The organism is Pseudomonas palmensis, from assembly GCF_017848315.1.
GTDB lineage: Bacteria > Pseudomonadota > Gammaproteobacteria > Pseudomonadales > Pseudomonadaceae > Aquipseudomonas > Aquipseudomonas palmensis.
In genome coordinates, this window is the sequence record NZ_JAFKEC010000069.1 from 1 (window position 1) to 18,850 (window position 18,850).

At 64.0% G+C, this 18,850-nt stretch carries 17 protein-coding genes; 7 read left to right on the forward strand and 10 right to left on the reverse strand.

Annotated elements, in window-relative coordinates:
• Nucleotides 1-133 precede the first annotated feature (133 nt).
• A complete protein-coding gene (locus JZZ72_RS24535; protein ID WP_043860154.1) occupies nt 134-1,315 on the reverse strand; it encodes a porin in 1,182 nt (393 codons plus the stop codon).
• A gap of 337 nt (nt 1,316-1,652) precedes the next feature.
• Here JZZ72_RS24535 and JZZ72_RS24540 point away from each other — a divergent pair, with 337 nt between their 5' ends.
• Nucleotides 1,653-2,723, forward strand: a complete 1,071-nt coding sequence (locus JZZ72_RS24540) for an enoyl-CoA hydratase/isomerase family protein (RefSeq protein WP_210015303.1) — start codon at nt 1,653-1,655, stop codon at nt 2,721-2,723.
• A 16-nt stretch (nt 2,724-2,739) separates the two neighbouring features.
• The gene (locus tag JZZ72_RS24545) at nt 2,740-3,891 is read left to right on the forward strand and encodes an acyl-CoA dehydrogenase family protein (protein WP_043860156.1); all 1,152 of its coding nucleotides are present in this window, start codon (nt 2,740-2,742) and stop codon (nt 3,889-3,891) included.
• 67 nt (nt 3,892-3,958) lie between these two features.
• On the opposite strand, the gene JZZ72_RS24550 is transcribed toward JZZ72_RS24545, so the two are convergent.
• Genes JZZ72_RS24550 through pedF form a run of 3 tightly spaced genes read right to left on the reverse strand, consistent with a single transcriptional unit; the run spans nt 3,959 to nt 6,090 of the window.
• On the reverse strand, nt 3,959-4,885 hold the full coding sequence (locus tag JZZ72_RS24550) for a quinoprotein relay system zinc metallohydrolase 1 (RefSeq protein ID WP_210015304.1): 927 nt from the start codon (nt 4,883-4,885) through the stop codon (nt 3,959-3,961).
• Between the two features lie 8 nt (nt 4,886-4,893).
• Nucleotides 4,894-5,649: a quinoprotein dehydrogenase-associated SoxYZ-like carrier gene (locus tag JZZ72_RS24555; protein ID WP_054914531.1), complete on the reverse strand. Its 756-nt coding sequence runs from the start codon at nt 5,647-5,649 to the stop codon at nt 4,894-4,896.
• Nucleotides 5,650-5,652: 3 nt separating this feature from the next.
• Nucleotides 5,653-6,090, reverse strand: a complete 438-nt coding sequence (gene pedF, locus JZZ72_RS24560; protein WP_043860159.1) for a cytochrome c-550 PedF — start codon at nt 6,088-6,090, stop codon at nt 5,653-5,655.
• A gap of 273 nt (nt 6,091-6,363) precedes the next feature.
• On the opposite strand from pedF, the gene exaA reads away from it, so the two are divergent.
• Nucleotides 6,364-8,235, forward strand: coding sequence for a quinoprotein ethanol dehydrogenase (exaA, locus tag JZZ72_RS24565; RefSeq protein ID WP_043860160.1), 1,872 nt, complete (start codon nt 6,364-6,366; stop codon nt 8,233-8,235).
• Between the two features lie 102 nt (nt 8,236-8,337).
• On the forward strand, nt 8,338-8,988 hold the full coding sequence (locus JZZ72_RS24570) for a pentapeptide repeat-containing protein (protein ID WP_043860161.1): 651 nt from the start codon (nt 8,338-8,340) through the stop codon (nt 8,986-8,988).
• Between the two features lie 17 nt (nt 8,989-9,005).
• Here JZZ72_RS24570 and JZZ72_RS24575 read toward each other — a convergent pair whose 3' ends face one another.
• On the reverse strand, nt 9,006-9,650 hold the full coding sequence (locus tag JZZ72_RS24575) for a response regulator (protein WP_043860162.1): 645 nt from the start codon (nt 9,648-9,650) through the stop codon (nt 9,006-9,008).
• A gap of 156 nt (nt 9,651-9,806) precedes the next feature.
• On the opposite strand from JZZ72_RS24575, the gene JZZ72_RS24580 reads away from it, so the two are divergent.
• Nucleotides 9,807-10,343 (forward strand): PQQ-dependent catabolism-associated CXXCW motif protein, encoded by a 537-nt coding sequence (locus JZZ72_RS24580; protein WP_123752672.1) that lies wholly within the window; start codon nt 9,807-9,809, stop codon nt 10,341-10,343.
• 45 nt (nt 10,344-10,388) lie between these two features.
• Nucleotides 10,389-11,054 (forward strand): response regulator transcription factor, encoded by a 666-nt coding sequence (locus JZZ72_RS24585; RefSeq protein WP_043860164.1) that lies wholly within the window; start codon nt 10,389-10,391, stop codon nt 11,052-11,054.
• Here the strand turns inward: JZZ72_RS24585 and JZZ72_RS24590 are convergent, their stop codons facing one another.
• A complete protein-coding gene (locus JZZ72_RS24590) occupies nt 11,055-11,858 on the reverse strand; it encodes a hypothetical protein (RefSeq protein ID WP_210015305.1) in 804 nt (267 codons plus the stop codon). It abuts the gene before it with no gap.
• Between the two features lie 592 nt (nt 11,859-12,450).
• Between JZZ72_RS24590 and JZZ72_RS24595 the strand changes: the two genes are divergently transcribed.
• Nucleotides 12,451-13,524, forward strand: a complete 1,074-nt coding sequence (locus JZZ72_RS24595) for a 3-deoxy-7-phosphoheptulonate synthase (protein WP_043860165.1) — start codon at nt 12,451-12,453, stop codon at nt 13,522-13,524.
• A gap of 133 nt (nt 13,525-13,657) precedes the next feature.
• On the opposite strand, the gene JZZ72_RS24600 is transcribed toward JZZ72_RS24595, so the two are convergent.
• From JZZ72_RS24600 to JZZ72_RS24615, 4 genes are all read right to left on the reverse strand, one after another.
• Complete coding sequence (locus JZZ72_RS24600) at nt 13,658-14,812, reverse strand: hypothetical protein (protein WP_210015306.1); 1,155 nt, start codon at nt 14,810-14,812, stop codon at nt 13,658-13,660.
• A gap of 373 nt (nt 14,813-15,185) precedes the next feature.
• Nucleotides 15,186-16,466 carry a hypothetical protein gene (locus JZZ72_RS24605; RefSeq protein WP_210015307.1) on the reverse strand — a complete coding sequence of 427 codons (1,281 nt, stop codon included), beginning with the start codon at nt 16,464-16,466 and terminating at the stop codon, nt 15,186-15,188.
• Nucleotides 16,467-16,477: 11 nt separating this feature from the next.
• The gene (locus JZZ72_RS24610) at nt 16,478-17,701 is read right to left on the reverse strand and encodes a hypothetical protein (protein ID WP_210015308.1); all 1,224 of its coding nucleotides are present in this window, start codon (nt 17,699-17,701) and stop codon (nt 16,478-16,480) included.
• Nucleotides 17,702-17,817: 116 nt separating this feature from the next.
• Nucleotides 17,818-18,828: a hypothetical protein gene (locus tag JZZ72_RS24615; RefSeq protein ID WP_210015309.1), complete on the reverse strand. Its 1,011-nt coding sequence runs from the start codon at nt 18,826-18,828 to the stop codon at nt 17,818-17,820.
• Between the last annotated feature and the right edge of the window lie 22 nt (nt 18,829-18,850).

The window sequence follows — 18,850 nt, forward strand, 5'->3', positions numbered from 1 at the left end:
GGGTGGCATTGGTTGTAGGTTTGCAAGGGGGGTGCCCTTTCGCTGGAACGCCGGCGCCCACAGGTTTGCCACTGACGTGAAGAACAGTGGCATCGCTGTGGGCGCCGGCTTGCCAGCGAAGGGGCGACGCGGTTTACCAGGTCAGCACGGCACCCAGGGCCAGCGTATCGGTGTCTTCGTTCTGGCTGCTGCCCTCATGCCCGCGGATTTCGAACTGGTTGTATTCGGCTACCAGGGTGAGGTTGGCATTGATGTCGCGGAACAGCGCGATGCCGCGGGTCTCGTAGTCGGCGCCGGTGTTGACCGCGCCGTTGCCGTCGTCCTTGGTCTTGCCGTACGACAACGCCAGGCGGTTCTTGCCGAACTTGTACGAGCCCTGCATCAGGTAGCCCTTGCTGTCGACCTCGCGCAAGGTGGCTTCCCCGGCGTTGTTGGTGAAGAACGGGTTGATGCCCTTGGCGGTGAAGCCGGAACCGGTCAGCGAGAAGGCGCCCATCTTGGCCTGTACGCCATAGCCCAGGCCCTTGGAGGTCACCGAGTCGACGTTGTGGTCGGTGTTGTCCGAGGTCTGGTAGCCACCGTTGATCCAGCTGTAGATCTTGGCGCCCCCCAGGTCGAACTGGTAGGTGATCTCGCTCTCGGTGCGCGGATTCTTCTGGTAGGCCTTGCCCACCGCGCTGTCATCGTTGGTATCGACCGGGTCCATGATGCCCACGGCGATGCGCAGGCCATCCATCACCGGGGTGCGGTAGGTGATCTGCGCAGTGGGGAACGGGTACGGGTAGCCGGTGCCGATGTTGCCGAACGATACACCGCCACCGTCCACCAGGCCGAGGGTGTCACTGACCTGGCCATAGCCGGCCAGCAGCTCGTCGAGCAGGATGTTGGAACGGGCGAACAGGCCGAAGTCCTTGCCGATCAGTACCTCGCCCCACTCCGAATTGGTCACGGTGCCGTAGAACTGACGCACGTCGATGGCCGTGTCGGTGCCGTTGGTTTCACTGTCGTTGATGGTGACCCAGAACGAAGCGCGCCCGCCCAGCTTGAGGTCGTCGATCTGACGGGTCATGTTGAAACCCAGGTAGTTGGGCAGAAAGCCCATCTTGACCCGGGATTGGCGACGGTCGAACTGCTCGCCGTCACGGTCGACCTTGCTGTTGACGTAGAAGGCGTTGATGTAGCCGTCGGTGGAAAAGGTCGTGTCGTCCTTGTCGTACAGCATGATCTCGGCCTGGGCCAGCGGGGTCAGGCCCAGCGCGGCAAGGCTCGCCACCAAGGGCAGGAAACGTGTATGGGCATTCTTATTGTTGTGCATGACGCTCTCCGCAAACGGGTGGACGGTTGTCGGAGGCGATTATCGAAAAGCGGCGCCGCGCGCCCTACGCTGCCTTGGGGGCAAGGCGCTGCTGCTTTGGCGAGGCGCGAGGTGCCAGGCACCGGGGAACTAATCCTGTGTCCGCCAGTGTCACAAGGCTAAAGTGCCAGCACCCGCTCCGGATGGCCGAGACCACCATGCAAAAATGCAGACAGGCACTGCAGTTTTGTCGATTGTAATGGGCAAAATTGCACTGTTACGATCCGACGATCCTTGAATTCATCTCCACGGCGCGACAAATCATGTGGAAAATCAATAACAAAGCAGGGAGACAGCGATGACCGCGCAAGCGCATTCCCCGGTCGATACCAACGTACTGGCTACCGTACGCAACCATGTAGGCCATCTGACCCTCAACCGCCCCGCCGGCCTCAACGCCCTGACCTTGCCGATGGTGCGTCAGCTGCAGCAGCAGCTCGACGCCTGGGCCGTCGACCCGCAGGTTCACGCAGTGGTACTGCGTGGCGAAGGCCCCAAGGGTTTCTGCGCCGGCGGCGACATCCGTTCGCTGCATGACAGCTTCAAGGCAGGCGACAGCCTGCACCGCGACTTCTTCGTGGAGGAGTACGCGCTGGACCTGTGCATTCATCACTACCGCAATCCCATCGTTGCCCTGATGGACGGCTTTACCCTGGGCGGCGGCATGGGCCTGGCCCAGGGCGCGGAGCTGCGTGTGGTCACCGAGCGCAGCCGCCTGGCCATGCCCGAAACCGGCATCGGCTACTTTCCGGACGTGGGCGGCAGCTATTTCCTGTCGCGCATCCCCGGCGAACTGGGCACCTACCTGGGGGTGAGCGGCGTGCAGATCCAGGCGGCCGACGCGCTGTACTGCGGGCTGGCCGACTGGCACGTCGACAGCGCCAGGCTGAGCACCCTGGATGAACGCCTGAACACGCTCAAGTGGAGCGAGCACCCGCTCAAGGACCTGCAGGGCGTGCTGGCCAGGCTGGGCACCCAGGCCCTGGACAACCCTCCCCTGGCTGCGCTGCGCCCGGCCATCGACCACTTCTTCGCGTTGCCCGATGTGGCCAGCATCATCGAGCAACTGCGTGCCGTGACCGTCGGCGACAGCCACGAATGGGCACTCAAGACCGCCGACCTGCTGGCCACGCGCTCGCCCCTGGCGATGGCGGTGACCCTGGAGATGCTGCGCCGCGGGCGCCACCTGAGCCTGGAGGACTGCTTTGCGATGGAGCTGCACCTGGACCGGCAATGGTTCGAGCACGGCGACCTGATCGAAGGTGTACGCGCGCTGATCATCGACAAGGACAAGCAGCCTCGCTGGAACCCCGCCACCGTCGCCGAGCTTTCACGCTCGCGGGTGGATCAATTCTTCGAAGGCCTGTGAGGGCCGGAGTACGCACATGCAAGACCTGGAACTGACTGAAGAACAGATCATGATCCGCGACATGGCGCGCGACTTCGCCCGTAACGAGATCGCCCCGCATGCCCAGGCCTGGGAAAAGGCCGGCTGGATCGACGATGGCGTGGTGGCCAGGATGGGTGAGCTGGGCTTGCTGGGCATGGTGGTGCCCGAGCAATGGGGCGGCAGCTACACCGACTACGTGGCCTATGCACTGGCGGTGGAAGAGATTGCCGCCGGCGATGGCGCCACCGGGGCGTTGATGAGCATCCACAACTCGGTTGGCTGCGGCCCCCTGCTCGCCTATGGCAGCGACCTGCAGCAGCAGACCTGGCTGGAGCGTCTGGCCACCGGCCAGGTGATCGGCTGCTTCTGCCTTACCGAACCCCAGGCCGGCTCCGAGGCGCACAACCTGCGCACCCGTGCCGAGCGCGTGGGTGATGAGTGGGTGATCAACGGGTCCAAGCAGTTCGTCAGCAATGCGCGGCGCGCGGGCCTGGCGATCGTGTTTGCGGTGACCGACCCGGAGCTGGGCAAGAAAGGGTTGTCGGCGTTTCTGGTGCCGACCGACAACGAAGGTTTCGTGGTCGATCGCAGCGAACACAAGATGGGCATTCGCGCCTCGGACACCTGTGCGGTGACCTTGAACAACTGCCGTGTGCCGGCAGCCAACCTGCTGGGCGAGCGTGGCAAGGGCCTGGCGATCGCGCTGTCCAACCTTGAGGGCGGGCGTATCGGCATTGCGGCTCAGGCGCTGGGCATTGCGCGCGCGGCGTTCGAGGCGGCGCTGGTGTATTCGCGTGACCGCATCCAGTTCGGCAAGCCGATCAACGAGCACCAGAGTGTGGCCAACCTGCTGGCCGACATGCAGGTGCAACTCAATGCGGCGCGGTTGTTGATACTGCATGCGGCGCGTTTGCGCAGTGCGGGCAAGCCGTGTTTGAGCGAGGCTTCGCAGGCCAAGCTGTTTGCTTCGGAGATGGCCGAACGGGTGTGTTCCAAGGCCATCCAGGTGCATGGTGGGTATGGTTACCTGGAAGACTACCCGGTGGAGCGATACTACCGCGATGCGCGGATCACGCAGATCTATGAGGGCTCGAGCGAGATTCAGCGCATGCTGATTGCGCGGGAGTTGAAGCACTATCCGTTGTAAAGGCGCGGTTTGATGTGAGGCCGGGCCACCATGGCCTGTCAGCCTTGTTGGCCCGGCCCCAGACCTTCTAGCGATCCACCCGTTTGAGCACCTGCCGCTCATACTGCGGGTACAGATGGCTCACGCTGCGAATCAGCTCGTACTGACTCAACGCTATGCCCGCAAACCGCTGGGGTATCGGCGTGGCAATCACCTCGGTCATGTCCAGCCCCTGCGCCGCACTCTCACGCATCACCTTGTCCAGCCACCCCAGGTAATCAACCATCTGCGCAAACGGCGCACGGTCCGTGGCCAGCGGGCCGTGCCCCGGCACCAGCACCTTCCACGGCAACGCCTCGAGCCGCTGCAGATCCTGTAGCCACACCGCCAGGCCAGGGGTGTTGGGCGTGGTCAGCGCACGCTGGTAGAACAACAGATCGCCGGCAAACAACACTCCGGTCTTCTCGTCGAACACCGCCAGGTCGGCACCGCTGTGACCGGTCAAGGCCAGCAGCCGCAACCGGTGCGAACCGAACGCACGCTCACCCGCCGCCACCGGCTGGTCGGGCAGGCGCACCTGGGTGCCACGCATCCAGTCACCCACCATGCGGTACATGTTCTCGGCCAGGCCATCCCCCTGCTCCTCCAGCAACTGCGTGGTGCCAGGCAGTGCACCGACAGGCACACCGGCAAAGGCCTGGCTGCCCAGCGCGTGATCGGGGTGGTGATGGGTCAGCAGCACCTGCACCACCGGCTGGTCGGTGACGCTTTCGATGGCTTTGCGCAAGGCCTGCCCATAGCGCAGCGACGGACCGCTGTCGATCACCACCACGCCAGCCTCGGTGACGATGAAACCGGTATTGACGATGTTGCCGCCGTTGGTACGGGAGAAGTGCTCGGTGCTGCCCTCCAGCACATAGGTGTCGGCCGCGATCTGGCGCGGCGCCAGGCGGTAGTCCAGGTCGGCCAGGCTCGGCAGGCTGACACACGCCAGCAACAGCAACAGTGCTCGCATCACGGTCCTCACTCGATGGCAGCGTCGAACTGGTTGCCGTTGTTGTCACGCAGCACCAGGCGGGTAGCGCCCTGGTTGAGCAGGTCGAAGCCCAGGCTGGGGTTCTCGCTCACGGCAGGAAACAGTTCGAGGGTGGCCAGCGACTGGCCCTTGGCATCGAACAGCTCGGCGTGTTCGATGAAGAATTCGGGGATGCCGCCAGTCAGGCCGTTATCCATCGGGTGCGACACGTCCAGGCGCACGCGGCTGAAGGCTTCGCGCGGGTAGCGTGCCCCCAGTACCTGGCCCAGACGCTCTTCCCAGCCGGGCTGGCTGCGTACCACGCTGGGCGCCGTGCAGCCACCGCCGGCGGCATCGATCAGGCCCGAACCGATGTGCCAGGTACCGTCATCGGTCAACACGGCCGCACGCAGCGGGGTGGCCTGCTCGATGCGTATGCGCACAGCCAGCCACGGCAGAACCTGCGGGCCGGGATGGAAATCGACGACCCGCGGTATCGGGTTGAGTTCGGCCCACACGAGTATGCGCTGCACCTTGCCCGGCAACGCCCGGGCATCGACCTGCAACGGCACCTGTCGGGCGTCCTCGGCGAATGGCGGGGCAATCACCCGCACGCGCTCATCAAAGACGTAGGGCTCATCCTGGAGCCACTGTTTGCGATAGAACTCCCACATCACCGACGGCACCGGATCGGCACCCGGCTGTATTGCACAGGCCGGGCCGGCCAGCAGCAACGCGGCCAACAGCAACGGTACCCGGCGCATGGCCTATTCCTCGATGTGCACGCTGTCAAGGTAGGTACGCACCGCCCACAACGCTTCCTGGCTCAGGTAGTCGGCCATCTTGGGCATGTACACGCGCCCGTCACGCACCGCGCCGTTGCGTACCCGCTCCACGAACCATTCATCGCCCGCCTCGCCCTCGTCCAGCAGGCGCAGGTCGGGGGCGATGCCACCGGACTTGGCTTCCAGGCCGTGGCAGGCCGCGCAGTTCTGGTTGTAGGCCGAGGCGCCGATGGACACTGCCTCGTCATGGTTGGGGCCGTTGCGGTAGGGGTTGGTTTCACGCCACTCGTCACCGAGTTTTTCCAGGGTGCCGGTGTTGACCGCCGACGGGGTCACGTTGCCATGGGCGAACACCGCCCCGGTACTCATCAGGCCGGCCATCAGCACGGCGCTCATCCAGGCGTTTTTCACTGTTGTCATTGTTCTGCCCTCGACTGCTTTGTCTGTACGGTTTGCACGCAGGCACCTCGCGATACCGGGGTGCTGCCGGGCATCTTAGAAAGCGCACTCCAGCGCCCCCATGCTGCTTTGGTGGTCGCGTGCTACTCCCTTGGTAGTAGGGCTTGTGGGGCAGTGCCAAATCATGCGCCGACTGGGACATTTTCCCGCTCAGGGCGGGAGTTTTTCCGTATCTGCGCAGGCGGCGACGATCCAGTCTAGGCAGGCACAAAACCTCCATTGGGAACACCCACTATGACAATAAGATCGTTACCCGCCGCGCTTTCCCCACTGTCCATGGCTGTGCAGGCCGTCCTGCTGGTCTCGAGCCTGGCCCTGGCACCGGCGGCCAACGCCAAGCCGGTGACCTGGGAAGACATCGCCAACGACCACCTCAACACCCAGAACGTGCTGCAGTACGGCATGGGCACCAATGCCCAGCGCTGGAGCCCGCTGGCCATGGTCAACGACAAGAACGTGTTCAAGCTGACCCCGGCCTGGTCGTACTCCTTCGGTGACGAAAAGCAACGCGGCCAGGAATCCCAGGCGATCATCAACGACGGCGTGATCTACGTCACCGGCTCCTATTCGCGGGTGTTCGCCCTGGATGCCAAGACCGGCAAGCGTCTGTGGACCTACAACCATCGCCTGCCGGACAACATTCGTCCGTGCTGTGACGTGGTCAACCGTGGCGCTGCCATCTTCGGCGACAAGATCTACTTCGGCACCCTCGATGCCCGCGTGATCGCGCTGAACAAAGACACCGGCAAGGTGGTATGGAACAAGAAATTCGGCGATCACAGCGCCGGCTACACCATGACCGGCGCCCCGACCCTGATCAAGGATCAGAAGAGCGGCAAGGTGCTGCTGATTCACGGCAGCTCCGGTGACGAATTCGGCGTGGTCGGCCAGCTGTATGCCCGCGACCCGGAAACCGGTGAAGAAGTGTGGATGCGTCCGTTCGTCGAAGGCCACATGGGCCGCCTGAACGGCAAGGACAGCACCCCTACCGGCGACGTCAAGGCGCCGTCCTGGCCGGACGATCCGACCACCGAGACCGGCAAGGTCGAATCCTGGAGCCACGGTGGCGGCGCCCCATGGCAAAGCGCAAGCTTCGACCCCGAAACCAACACCATCATCGTCGGCGCCGGCAACCCTGGCCCGTGGAACACCTGGGCACGTACCTCCAAGGACGGCAACCCGCACGACTTCGACAGCCTGTACACCTCGGGCCAGGTCGGCGTCGACCCGACCACCGGTGAGGTCAAGTGGTTCTACCAGCACACCCCGAACGATGCCTGGGACTTCTCGGGCAACAACGAACTGGTGCTGTTCGACTACAAGGACAAGGACGGCAAGCAGTACAAGGCCACCGCGCACGCTGACCGCAACGGCTTCTTCTATGTGGTGGACCGCACCAACGGCAAGCTGAAAAACGCCTTCCCGTTCGTGGACAACATCACCTGGGCCAGCCACATCGATCTCAAGACCGGTCGCCCGGTCGAAAACGAAGGCCAGCGCCCGGCCAAGCCATTGCCAGGCGAAACCAAGGGCAAGCCGGTGGAAGTCTCGCCACCGTTCCTGGGCGGCAAGAACTGGAACCCGATGGCCTACAGCCAGGACACCGGCCTGTTCTACGTACCGGCCAACCACTGGAAAGAGGAATACTGGACCGAAGAGGTCAACTACAAGAAAGGGTCGGCCTACCTGGGCATGGGCTTCCGCATCAAGCGCATGTACGAGGACCACGTAGGTTCGCTGCGTGCGATGGACCCCACCACCGGCAAGGTGGTGTGGGAGCACAACGAGCGCCTGCCGCTGTGGGCCGGCGTGCTGGCCACCAAGGGCAACCTGGTGTTCACCGGTACCGGCGACGGCTACTTCAAGGCCTTCAACGCCAAGACCGGCGAAGAGCTGTGGAAATTCCAGACCGGCAGCGGCATCGTTTCGCCACCGATCACCTGGGAACAGGATGGCGAGCAGTACATCGGCGTGACCGTCGGCTACGGTGGTGCAGTACCGCTGTGGGGTGGCGACATGGCCGAGCTGACCAAGCCGGTGGCACAGGGTGGATCGTTCTGGGTGTTCAAGATCCCGGCCTGGGATACCAAGACCGCCAAGCGTTGATCTGAGCGTTTTCGCGGGTCAAGTTCGCCACCACAAGGGATCACCAAACCTGTGGGAGCGGGCTTGACCCGCGTCTGCTTTCAAACTGCCAAGGAGATTCCCATGAAGTATCTGCCCCTAGTGCTCGCCGTCGCCCTGTCCCCGGCTTTTGCTGCCGACGACGAACTGGAACCACAGCCGCTGAAGATCAACGGCTGCATCATCCAGCCTGAAAGCCAGTGCCCCGGCGCCAACCTGCAGAACGCCGACCTGAACAACCAGGACATGCGCAAGATGAACCTGGCCGGTGCCGACCTGCGTGGCGCCAACCTGCGTCACGCCAAGCTCGACCTGGCCAACCTGGAGAAAGCCAACCTGCAAGGCGCCAACCTCACCCGTGCCAGCCTGCAGCAAACCAACCTGCGCGTGGCCAACTTCACCGATGCCACGCTGATCGCGGTCCAGGCCTGGGGCATGTACGCCCAGGGCGCCAACTTCAATGGTGCCAACCTCAGCGCCGCCTACCTGGAGTTTGCCCGCCTGTCCGGCGCCAAGCTGCACAATACCAACCTGCAAGCCGCCGACCTGGAAATGACCTGGCTGAGCAGGGCCGACCTTGTGGGTGCGAACCTGGCCGATGCCAACCTGCAGGAAGCCAAGTTCGGTGAAAGCAACCTGGAGAAAGCCGACCTGCGCGGCACTCGCCAGCACTACGCCAACTTCCAGGACAGCAACATGGAAGGCTGCCAGGGTTGCCCGAGCACCTGGGACTAGGTGCCTGCGTACACAGCCTACGCCGCTATACGCAGCAGGCCGGCTTCGATTGCCAGGTGCACCAGTTCGGCATGGGAGCTGACCTGCAGCTTGCTCTTGAGCAAGGTCAGGTAGTTGGAGACGGTCTTGGCGCTGATGCACAGCTGCTGGGCTATCAACCGGGTTGGCGTGCCCTTGGCCAGCATCAGGAAGATTTCGATCTCGCGCTGGGTCAGCCCCTGCAGGCGAGCATTGCCGCCACCCTGCCCCGGGTGCGGCTGGCAGGCCAGCTGGGTGGCCAGCGGTTGCTCGATGTAGGCATGCCCCGCCAGTACCCGGCGCACGGCTTCAAGCACCACCGCCGGCGCTGCCGCCTTGGACAGAAACCCGCAGGCCCCCGCGTCCAGTGCCTGGCGAACCAGGCCCAGCTCGGTGTGTTCGCTGAAAAACAGCACGCGCAGTTGCGGCAGGCGCTGACGCAGGCGCCGGGTGGTTTCCAGGCCGCTGATGCCGGGCAGGTCGAAGTCCATGATCACCAGGCCGGGCAGTTCCTCCTGCACCTGCTGCAGGGCCTCTTCGCCGCTGCCGGCCTCGCGAACTGGCAGGCCATTGAGCCCTTCGCCCAGAAAGTGGGCCAGGCCCAGGCGGATCATCGGGTGGTCGTCGACCAGCAAGATGCCCATCGCGCAGTACTCCTGTAGTGGCTATACCCCATGCTAGAGCCGCTGGCGAGCACGGCCGCTACTACTTTGGTACTGCCCGCGCTGTCGATGGTCGCATTCACAAAGCGCCAGTACTGGCCTGTAATACCAGGCATAACAAAAACGAGACTGCCGACCATGCTGCTGCGTGCCTTGTTCGCTTCTGCCTGCCTGACCCTGGCGGTGCCCGCCAGCGCCGACACGGCGCTGTTCACTGCCGACGGCTACCGCGCCACCCTGTACCGCAGCCCTACCCCCGATAAGGCGCCGCCGGCGCAGACCCTCGATACCGCGCAGCTGCAGGCTCTGCTGCAACAGCAGCCCCCGCCGTTGCTGATCGACGTGTACAAGCGCCCCTGGCTGCATGGCCGGTTCATCGACAGCGAGCCGCATGCCAACCTCCCCCACAGCCACTGGCTGGCCAACACCGGCGATGGCCAGCTGGACGACGCCTGGGCCCGCTATTTCAGCCGCCACCTGCAACGCCTGAGCCATGGCGACAAGCAGCGTGCCGTCGTCTTCTACTGTCGCTCCGATTGCTGGCTGAGCTGGAATGCGGTCAAGCGCGCCGATGCACTGGGCTACACGCGGCTGTACTGGTACCGTGATGGCCTGGATGCCTGGGAGAATGCCGGGCTGCCGGTACACCCCGCGACACCCGAAGCATTCCCCTGACTACTGTCTGCCTAGCGGTCAACCACAACAATAAGGTGCAAAGCCATGTACAAGATTCTGATCGCCGACGACCACCCGCTGTTTCGCGAAGCGATCCACAACGTCATCACTGACGGCTTCCCTGGCAGCGAGGTCATGGAAACCGCCGACCTGGACAGCGCCCTGAGCCTGACCGGCCAGCATGACGACCTGGACCTGATCCTGCTGGACCTGAACATGCCCGGCATGCATGGCCTTGGCGGGCTGATCAACCTGCGCAACGAGGCGCCGACGATCCCGGTGGTGATCGTCTCGGCCGAGCAGGACAAACAGGTGGTGCTGCAGGCAATCACCTATGGCGCGGTGGGGTTCATCACCAAGTCGTCGCCGCGCTCGCAGATGACCGATGCCATCGAGCAGATCCTCAACGGCAACGTGTACCTGCCGCCCGACATCATCCGCACGCAAAAAAGCACCGGCCGGCGCAACCAGAGCGAGCATGCAGGCTTTGCCCCGGAGCTGCTGCAGGCGCTCACCCGCAAGCAGTTGCTGGTGCTCGAGCGCATGACCAAGGGGGAGTCGAACAAGCAGATCGCCTACAACCTGGATATCGCCGAGACCACGGTCAAGGCCCATGTCTCGGCGATTCTGCGCAAGCTCAACGTGCACAACCGGGTGCAGGCGATTCTCAGTGCCGGCGATATCGACTTTACCGCCTATCTGCGGCGCTGATCAGCCGGCGCCGGGCAGCGCGAGGGTCTTGCCGCTGCCCACCGGCCCCATCGTCAACAGGGTTTCGGCCAGGGTCATGGGAACGATCATGTCCTTGGCGTTCTGCGCCTTGTAGTTGATGTCGGCATCGATGTGCTGTTGCACCTGCGCCGCATAGTCGGCCGGATACTGAGCCTTCTCGATTGCCGGCAGGCTGTTGTAGTGAGCCTGCACTTGCTTGAAGAAGTCCGTCATGCGGCCGGTGGTGTTGTATTCCTGCTGCGCCTTGTCGCTGACCTCGCGACGCCACGCCTGCTCCTGGCGGGTGGTCTCCTCGAACGCGGCGCGCCGTTCGTTGACCGTGAAGGTGCCGCTGTCATCGTAGGTGATCAGCGCCAGCTGCTCGCGCGACAGGCCGGCGAACGGGTTTTCAACGGTCTTGCTGCCCACGGTCAGCGTCGCGTTCACGAACGCAGTGGCCTGTTCGGCCCGGGCCAGCAGCTCGGGGTCATCGGTGGCCGGTACTTCCTTGTCGTGGGCGGCCTTGTTGGCCGAATACGCAGCGCCGGTAATCTTGTCGAGCAGCGACCTGGCCAACGCACCGAGTGCCGAATGGCTCAGGCCGGTATCGCGCTCGCTGGCACGGGTGGCACTTGCGGCCAGTTGACGGGCCAGGTTGGAGACACTGCTGGTGTCCTGGCCGGCGTAGGCATTCAGGGCCCTGGCGCTGCTGCTGTTGCCATGGTTGATGCCAAGGCTGGTAGGGAGGGGGCTTGCACCGGTGGTGCGGGTGGTAATGGCCGATGTGTAGTCGTTCACATGCATCGGGAGACTCCATGTGGTGGTATGCACGTCTGTGCGGCGTGCGCTGACAACGCTCCGGTGCCAGCAATCGGGCGCAAGCCTAACGCCATTTGCCAGTTGCATCCAGTTGCGCGCCTGAAGTAAGCTCGGGCAATCAACTGGAGCACAGCATGTCGTCTATTTCCCTCACTCAAGCACTGCACACAGGTCGCGTATCGCAACTGGCGGCTGTGCCTGCGTGCGCGGCACTGTCTGCCAGCGGCTTTTATTTTGGGTATTGGTTTAGCCACAGGCGCCGCTGATACCCACACCGGCGCCCACTCCCAGGGCCGCCGAACACGAGAATACTCAACCCCCGGTCGGCCCTGCCCACCGGGGGTTTTGTTTTGGGCGCCGTACACCACCGACATCGATGAGGATTGCACCATGAACCACAGCACCTATTACCGTTACCAAAGCCTTGCCTGGCGATTTAGCCACTGCCGTTCGGGCCAGCCAGCCGCCTCCGACCGGTCCAGTACAGGTGGCACGCAAACACCGACACGAAATCGAACATCTCGCTAGGGCCGAAGGCGCGGGACCGAACCCGCCTTCCGCCCAAGGAAACCCGACCATGCAAGCGTCCACCCAAGCCCTGAACCTGTCCCAACCCCAGGCTGTCGCAGCCAACAGTAGCCTCAACCTGCGCCTGCCCAGCCCGTTTCAGCTCAAGCAGCAACTGCCCTTGTCCAGCGCCCTTGGCGGCCAGGTCGAGCGCCACCGCCAGGCGGTGAAGGCGATTCTCGACGGCGAGGATGATCGCCTGCTGGTGATTGTCGGCCCCTGCTCGCTACACGACCCCCACGCTGCCCTCGAATACGCCGAACGCCTGGCTGCCCTCTCCCGCCAGGTTGATGACCAGTTGTTGCTGGTGATGCGTGCCTATGTCGAAAAGCCTCGCACCACGGTGGGCTGGAAAGGCCTGGCATACGACCCGCACCTGGATGGCAGCGATGACATGCAGGGTGGCCTTGCGCTGTCTCGCCAGCTGATGCTGGGCATGCTCGAACGGGGCCTGCCGGTGGCCACCGAACTGCTGCAGCCGATGGCAGCAGGCTACTTCGATGACCTGCTGAGCTGGGCGGCCATCGGTGCACGCACCACCGAATCGCAGATTCACCGCGAGATGGTCAGCGGCCTGGGGCTGCCGGTCGGATTCAAGAATGGCACCGACGGCGGCGTGGGTATCGCCTGCGACGCCATCCGCAGTGCCGCGCATGCTCACCGCCACTTCGGGCTGGATGCCCAGGGGCATCCGGCGATCGTCGAGACCCTTGGCAATCCTGATACCCACCTGGTGCTGCGCGGCGGTCACCAGGGCCCCAACTACGATGCCGCCAGCCTGGAGCAGGCACGCCAGGGCCTGCACAAGGCCGGCATCCGCCCACGTCTGATGGTGGACTGCAGCCATGCCAACAGCGGCAAGGACCCACTGCGCCAACCTCAAGTGTTCAATCAGGTGCTGCAGCAACGCTTGCAGGGTGACCGCTCGATCATCGGCATGATGCTCGAAAGCCATTTGTTCGAGGGTTGCCAGGCACTGGGCAAGGCCCCCCTGCGCTACGGTGTATCGATCACCGATGGCTGCCTGGGCTGGGGGGCCACAGAAGCCTTGTTGAGCGAAGCGGCCACTAGCCAACGCGGGTAGACACCTGCCGCCCCGACGAGGGCGCCTCGGCGCCCCTCACATAGGCAGAATGTTAAGGGGCAGGCAGGTCAGACGTTCTGGTCCTGCCGTTCCAGCTTGCCCAGGGGCAGTGGGTTGGCCGCTGTCGCGTCGATTACCGAAGGGCCTGATCGTTCGGGTCGTAGATGAACAGGCGTCCATCTGTGGGCATCGGGCGCAACTGAAGCAACGGCAAGGTACGGCCCGTATCGGCGAAGTAGTCGGTCTGGAACCGCTTGCCACCTGCCAGGCCATTGCCCGTCACGTAAGAGACCGTGCTGTAGAGCAGCGCCTCAAGCGGCAATCCAAGCGGCGCACCGGCGGGCCAGGCCGCGACCATCAATTCATTCCAGCCATGAAATTCGGTGAGCTGTTGGCGGATCTCGTTGGCCACCCGTAATTCTTGCGCCGTCGGGGAGAACCAACAACTTGTGTACGGGCTGCCACGGTAGCGCGCCAACCATGCCGCTGCCGAATCGACCCCCACTGAGGCGCAGGAAGGCCGGAAGTTGCACATATCGGCCCGCCCGCTAGTGCCACCATCGAAGGGGAACACGCACCGTAGAGACAAGGGTATGGTCGCTGGCGCCGCTTCTTCGCGTATCACCAGCCCCTGCGGCTTGTAGGTACGCAGCACCTTGCTGTCGGCGCGAAAATAACTGAAGGACACGCCATTGCCGCGTACCGAACCGGGGCTCGGATCCCACGCACGGAAGCTGCCGACATCGGTTGTGCGCAGCAGTACACCACGGCAGTAGAAGGCGCCCCGATTGCCCCGGCAGGTGTCGTCGCCATTGCCGGTGTCGAGGTAGCGTGTGTTGAGCCGTGCCGCCACCCGGTAGCCATTGTCCAGTTGGTCTTGCTGACTGAAGCCGAAGACCTGCCCCTGCGGTTCGCCAAGCTGCAAGCGCAGTAGCGGCAGCCATGTACCGGTGGCCTGGAAGTAATCGCGTTGGCTGCTCTGGGCGCGCAACAGACTGCCGGCTTGCCCGGGGTCATAGAACACGCCCTGGATCGCGAGTTGCCCCGGCGCCTGCGCATTCCAGCCGTTCACCACCACCTCGCCCAGGTTGGCCGCTGGCTGGGTGGCCTGGTACGGCTTGCCGTGGGCCAGCGCCGTAAAGCGATCAAACAGCAAGAACCCCGCGCCCGAGCCCAATGTCGTCGGCACATGGTCTTTGCGCACAAAGATGAAGCGCATGTCAGTGCCTTCGGCGGCGTCAGGCACCCAGAACTTCTCGGCCTGGTTGGGCATCAGCGTGCGCAGCACGATGCCGCTGCAGGCAAAGGCAGGTGCGCGCCCCACGCACTGGGACGCGGTACTGGCGTAGCGCGCATTCAGCAGCGCGGCGGTTTGTGCACCCCCAAGGGCATACGCTGCACTCTGTACAAGGCACAAGGTGCAGCCCAGGCACAGTGAACGCATCAGGTTCCTCATCGTCGACTCCTTGGCAGCGTGGCTGCGATCAGTGGATATCAGCTTGGATAGCCTGGTTCGTACTCGCCCGCCCGCCCCGAGAAGGCAGTGCCAGCAGAGGGTTTCAGGTACGATTGCTCACCTCACTCCGTAGCTCGCCGTGCTGCCACGCTTGTCGGTCGCAGTGAAGCCCCCTGGTTACCTCCATGCCCTATGCCTTGCGTTGTCACAGGTTCTGGTCCAGGGGGTCGAAGGTGAACACCTGGCCGTTGGTCGCCGTCAGATCGACCCGTAGCACAGGAATGACCTTGCCGGCCTGTTGGTAGTAATCGCGCTGGATGTACCGGGCACCGCTCAGCCCGCCACTGCCACGGATAAGGAATGCAGCCTCGAGTGCCAGTTGCGGGCCGATGTTCTGCGGCCAGGACGCGATGATGATTTCGTTCCAGGCGCCGCCATGGGCACGCACTTCGATGTTCAACTCGAAGGCCGCAGCACTGGGGTCAAAGGCGCAACTGCTGACGGGGCTGGCGCCATAGCGGCTGCGCCAGGCGCTGACACTGTTGATGTTCTGCGAGGCGCAGCTGGCCCGGCAGCTGTTGGGGATGGCGCTGCTACTGGCATTGGCCGGGTAGGCACAGCGCATTACCAGTGTCTGGCGTGCAGGTGCTGCAAGCTCGCGGTAGATGAGCCCTTCGGTACCGGCCAGGCGCTGCGTGCCGACATCGGCACGTATGTAGGAGAACGACACGCCGTTGCGTGTCACGGAGTTGCTGCTGGGGTTCCATGCGTGAAAACCGGAGGCGCCATTCACTGCACGGATCAGCACCCCGCGACAGTAGGCGGCTGCCTGCCCGTCGCGGCATCCGCTCAAGGCATCCCGATAGCGGCGCTCAAGGCGCTCGGCCACGCGCCTGCCATTGTAGAGCTGCTCTTGCTGAGCGAAGCCGAACACCTGTGCCTGCGGATCGCCAGGCGCAATCCGCAGGATCGGCAGCCAGAGGCCGGTGGCCTGGTAATAGGCCAACTGATTGCGCTGAGCGCAGCGCAGGCCCCCGGCCTGCGCGCTGTCATGGAACAGTGCCTGGATGGCAAGCTGCGCCGGCGCCTGTGCCTGCCAGCCAGACACCAGGACCGCCCCGGGCGATACCGGGTCTTGCACAGCCTGAAAAGCCTTGCCAAGCGCTGCTGCGCTCAGACCATCGAACAACAGGTAGCCGCACCCGAGCGCCAGGCCCGCCATGCTACGGTCGTTGCGCAGGAAGACAAAGCGCAGGTCGCTGCCGGCAACGTCCTTGAGCGTCCAGAAATCTGCGTTCGCACTCTGCGGTACGCTGCGCACCAGTACGCCGCTGCAGGCGAAGGCAGGACTTCTGCCCACGCACTGTTCGGGCGTGCTGGTGAAGCGTGCATTGAGCCACTGCGCCGTGTGGGTGCCTTCCTGCGCGTGCACCGGCGCAAGGCAGGCGCACAGCGCCAGCACACCGCACAGTCTCAAGATGCCCATGTGCGCGCGCCTCACTTGAGCTGCTGCACAGCGGGGTCATAGGTGAAGGGCTGCCGATTGGCGGCCTGCACGTCCAGTTTGACCAGCGGCAGCCAGCGGTTGGTTTCCTTGAAGTAGTCCTGCTGGAACGACTGCCCCCCGGCCAGGCCGTTGGTACCCCCCACCTGCCCCAAGTAAAACGCAGTGGCGCTGAAAAAGAACGCTTCGATCGGCAATTGCGCTGCAACGTCCTGCGGCCAGGTAGGGACCATGATTTCATTCCAACCGGTTAGCCCCGGGACTTTCTGGCGAATATCGACCATCAGTTGCAAGGCCGTGGCGTCGGCGCGGAACGCACAGCTTCTGTACCGATTGCCAGCAGTGGAGGCGGACCAGGTGGCGACGCTGTTCACGGGCGGTTGTTTTTCGTCGCACCAGCCACGAAAGGTGCAGGTGTTGGTTGACACCGCATCGTGCGTGGCGCCGTCGGCGACGTACAGGCATGCGGCAGGCAAGGTGTGTACTACAGGGGCGGCGGTTTCGCGAATCAGATAGCCTTGCGGCCACACCACCACCTTGATGGCCATGTCACTGCGCAGGTAGCTGAAGGACACGCCGCCGTTCTTAAGCGCACGGGGCCCCGGATTCCAGGCCTTGAAGTTACCCGTGCCTGTCGAGCGCAACAGCACCCCATTGCAATCGAACCCGGTGCGTCCGCTGATACAGGCAGGCCGGGTGTCGGCGTAACGCTGGTTGAGGCGCTGGGCGACCCTGTAGCCATTGTCCAGCTGATCCTGCTGGCTGAAACCGAACACCAGGCCATCGCCCAGGTGCAGGCGCACCACCGGCAACCATTGGGCCGTGGCGTCGAAGTAGGCGCGCTGGCTGCGTTGGGCTGCCGCCAGGGCCCCGGCCCGGGTGACGTCGTAGAAGATGGCCTGGATGGGCAATTGCGCGGGCATCTGGGCATTCCAGGTACTGACCACCACGCCACCGGCACTGCTGCCGGCCTGATACGGCTTGCCCAGGCCCACGGCCGTCAGCCGGTCGAACAGCACGAACCCCGAAGGTGCTGCCAGCCCGTCGAGGGCGCGGTCCTTGCGCAGAAAAATCAGTTGCGCGGCATCGTCTTTCTTCCAGAACGTTTCGACATCGCTGGCTGGCACTGCGCGCAGCAACACGCCGCTGCAGGCAAACGCCGGCGCACGTCCTATGCACTGTGCCGGTGTGCTGCTGTAGCGCGCATTCAACTGCATCGCTACCTGCGGGCTCCCGACGGCATGGGCGCTGCCCAGCAAAACGCACAATGCGATGCCACAAATCAGTTTGCTCGCAACGTTCATACAGGTCGCCTCCCATGGCGCGCCGCTGTTCAACGAATGCCGGCCGGGTAGCCCAGCTCATACTCTGTCGTGACTTCGGAACTGACCAGGTTGTCGTAGAGGTCCAGGTACACGGCCGTCTGTGCGCCCAACCCTATGCCCCACACCCGGTACGGAGCCAGGTTCAGTGCCTGGGCGAGGCTGTTGGCCGGCGATGGGTAGAGGCGTGCCAGCGCCTCGAAATCCTCGTTGCTCGGCAGGGTGTAGCCCTCGTCGCGGGCCTTGGCCTGCGCCTGTGCCCAGGTGGATCGATACGCCGAGCTGAGCAGGCGCAGCTCACGCACGCCGCGCACACTGAGCACGTAGCTGGAACTGGCCCCTGCCGCGTTCTGCGCAGTGACGGTGATGTCGCCATTGCCCCATACCGAGACCTGTCCATCGGGATCGACCCTGGCAATGCCCGTGTTGTCCACGCTATAGCCGGTGGCCCCTGGCTGTGCACGGGTGTAGCGGGCATAGTCGGGGATGGTCGGTGGCGTCCTGGCCAGGTTGTGCTCGTCGAAGAACACGACATAGCGTCGGCTGGCCAGGTTGAGTGCCTGTGCAGCAGTGAAGCCTTCCTTGATCAGCAGGGTGACCACGCCCGATCTGCGCGGCGCCGAGCGCGGCGCCTGCGCGGTGTAGTAGACCTGCAGGGTCTTGCCGACATTGGCGTCGACATAGCGCTTTTCGATCGGCAAGGTGACGGGTTTGCCGGCATTGCGCGCCGAGATCGGCCAACTGATCGTGGTGATCGCCTGGCCTTGCGCATCGGCAAGGTAGATCGTCAAGGTGGTCTGGAACGCCAGTACTACCGCGTTATTGTTATCAACCCCCTGGACGGTGATGTTCAGCCCCGTGGCCGGCACCTTTTCAGGGTCCAGCTCGGCGCCCTGCAAGGCTGCCACTTCGGGCAGGAGAAGGGTTGGGTCCGAAGGTTGGGTAGTGTCTGCATGCGCATTGAACATGCTCGCGCAAACGCATAACACCAGTGCCGCATAGGTACGTCTGATTGCGTCCATGAACGGTTGCTCCTGCCGTGGA

Coding starts and splice junctions, on each gene's coding strand:
- JZZ72_RS24590 (WP_210015305.1), bottom strand. CDS start 11,858: ATGCATGTGAACGACTACACATCGGCCATTACCACCCGCACCACCGGT.
- JZZ72_RS24575 (WP_043860162.1), bottom strand. CDS start 9,650: ATGGGCATCTTGCTGGTCGACGACCACCCGATGATCCGCCTGGGCCTG.
- pedF (WP_043860159.1), bottom strand. CDS start 6,090: ATGACAACAGTGAAAAACGCCTGGATGAGCGCCGTGCTGATGGCCGGC.
- JZZ72_RS24550 (WP_210015304.1), bottom strand. CDS start 4,885: ATGCGAGCACTGTTGCTGTTGCTGGCGTGTGTCAGCCTGCCGAGCCTG.
- exaA (WP_043860160.1), top strand. CDS start 6,364: ATGACAATAAGATCGTTACCCGCCGCGCTTTCCCCACTGTCCATGGCT.
- JZZ72_RS24605 (WP_210015307.1), bottom strand. CDS start 16,466: ATGGGCATCTTGAGACTGTGCGGTGTGCTGGCGCTGTGCGCCTGCCTT.
- JZZ72_RS24580 (WP_123752672.1), top strand. CDS start 9,807: ATGCTGCTGCGTGCCTTGTTCGCTTCTGCCTGCCTGACCCTGGCGGTG.
- JZZ72_RS24535 (WP_043860154.1), bottom strand. CDS start 1,315: ATGCACAACAATAAGAATGCCCATACACGTTTCCTGCCCTTGGTGGCG.
- JZZ72_RS24585 (WP_043860164.1), top strand. CDS start 10,389: ATGTACAAGATTCTGATCGCCGACGACCACCCGCTGTTTCGCGAAGCG.
- JZZ72_RS24540 (WP_210015303.1), top strand. CDS start 1,653: ATGACCGCGCAAGCGCATTCCCCGGTCGATACCAACGTACTGGCTACC.
- JZZ72_RS24545 (WP_043860156.1), top strand. CDS start 2,740: ATGCAAGACCTGGAACTGACTGAAGAACAGATCATGATCCGCGACATG.
- JZZ72_RS24555 (WP_054914531.1), bottom strand. CDS start 5,649: ATGCGCCGGGTACCGTTGCTGTTGGCCGCGTTGCTGCTGGCCGGCCCG.
- JZZ72_RS24610 (WP_210015308.1), bottom strand. CDS start 17,701: ATGCAGTTGAATGCGCGCTACAGCAGCACACCGGCACAGTGCATAGGA.
- JZZ72_RS24615 (WP_210015309.1), bottom strand. CDS start 18,828: ATGGACGCAATCAGACGTACCTATGCGGCACTGGTGTTATGCGTTTGC.
- JZZ72_RS24570 (WP_043860161.1), top strand. CDS start 8,338: ATGAAGTATCTGCCCCTAGTGCTCGCCGTCGCCCTGTCCCCGGCTTTT.
- JZZ72_RS24595 (WP_043860165.1), top strand. CDS start 12,451: ATGCAAGCGTCCACCCAAGCCCTGAACCTGTCCCAACCCCAGGCTGTC.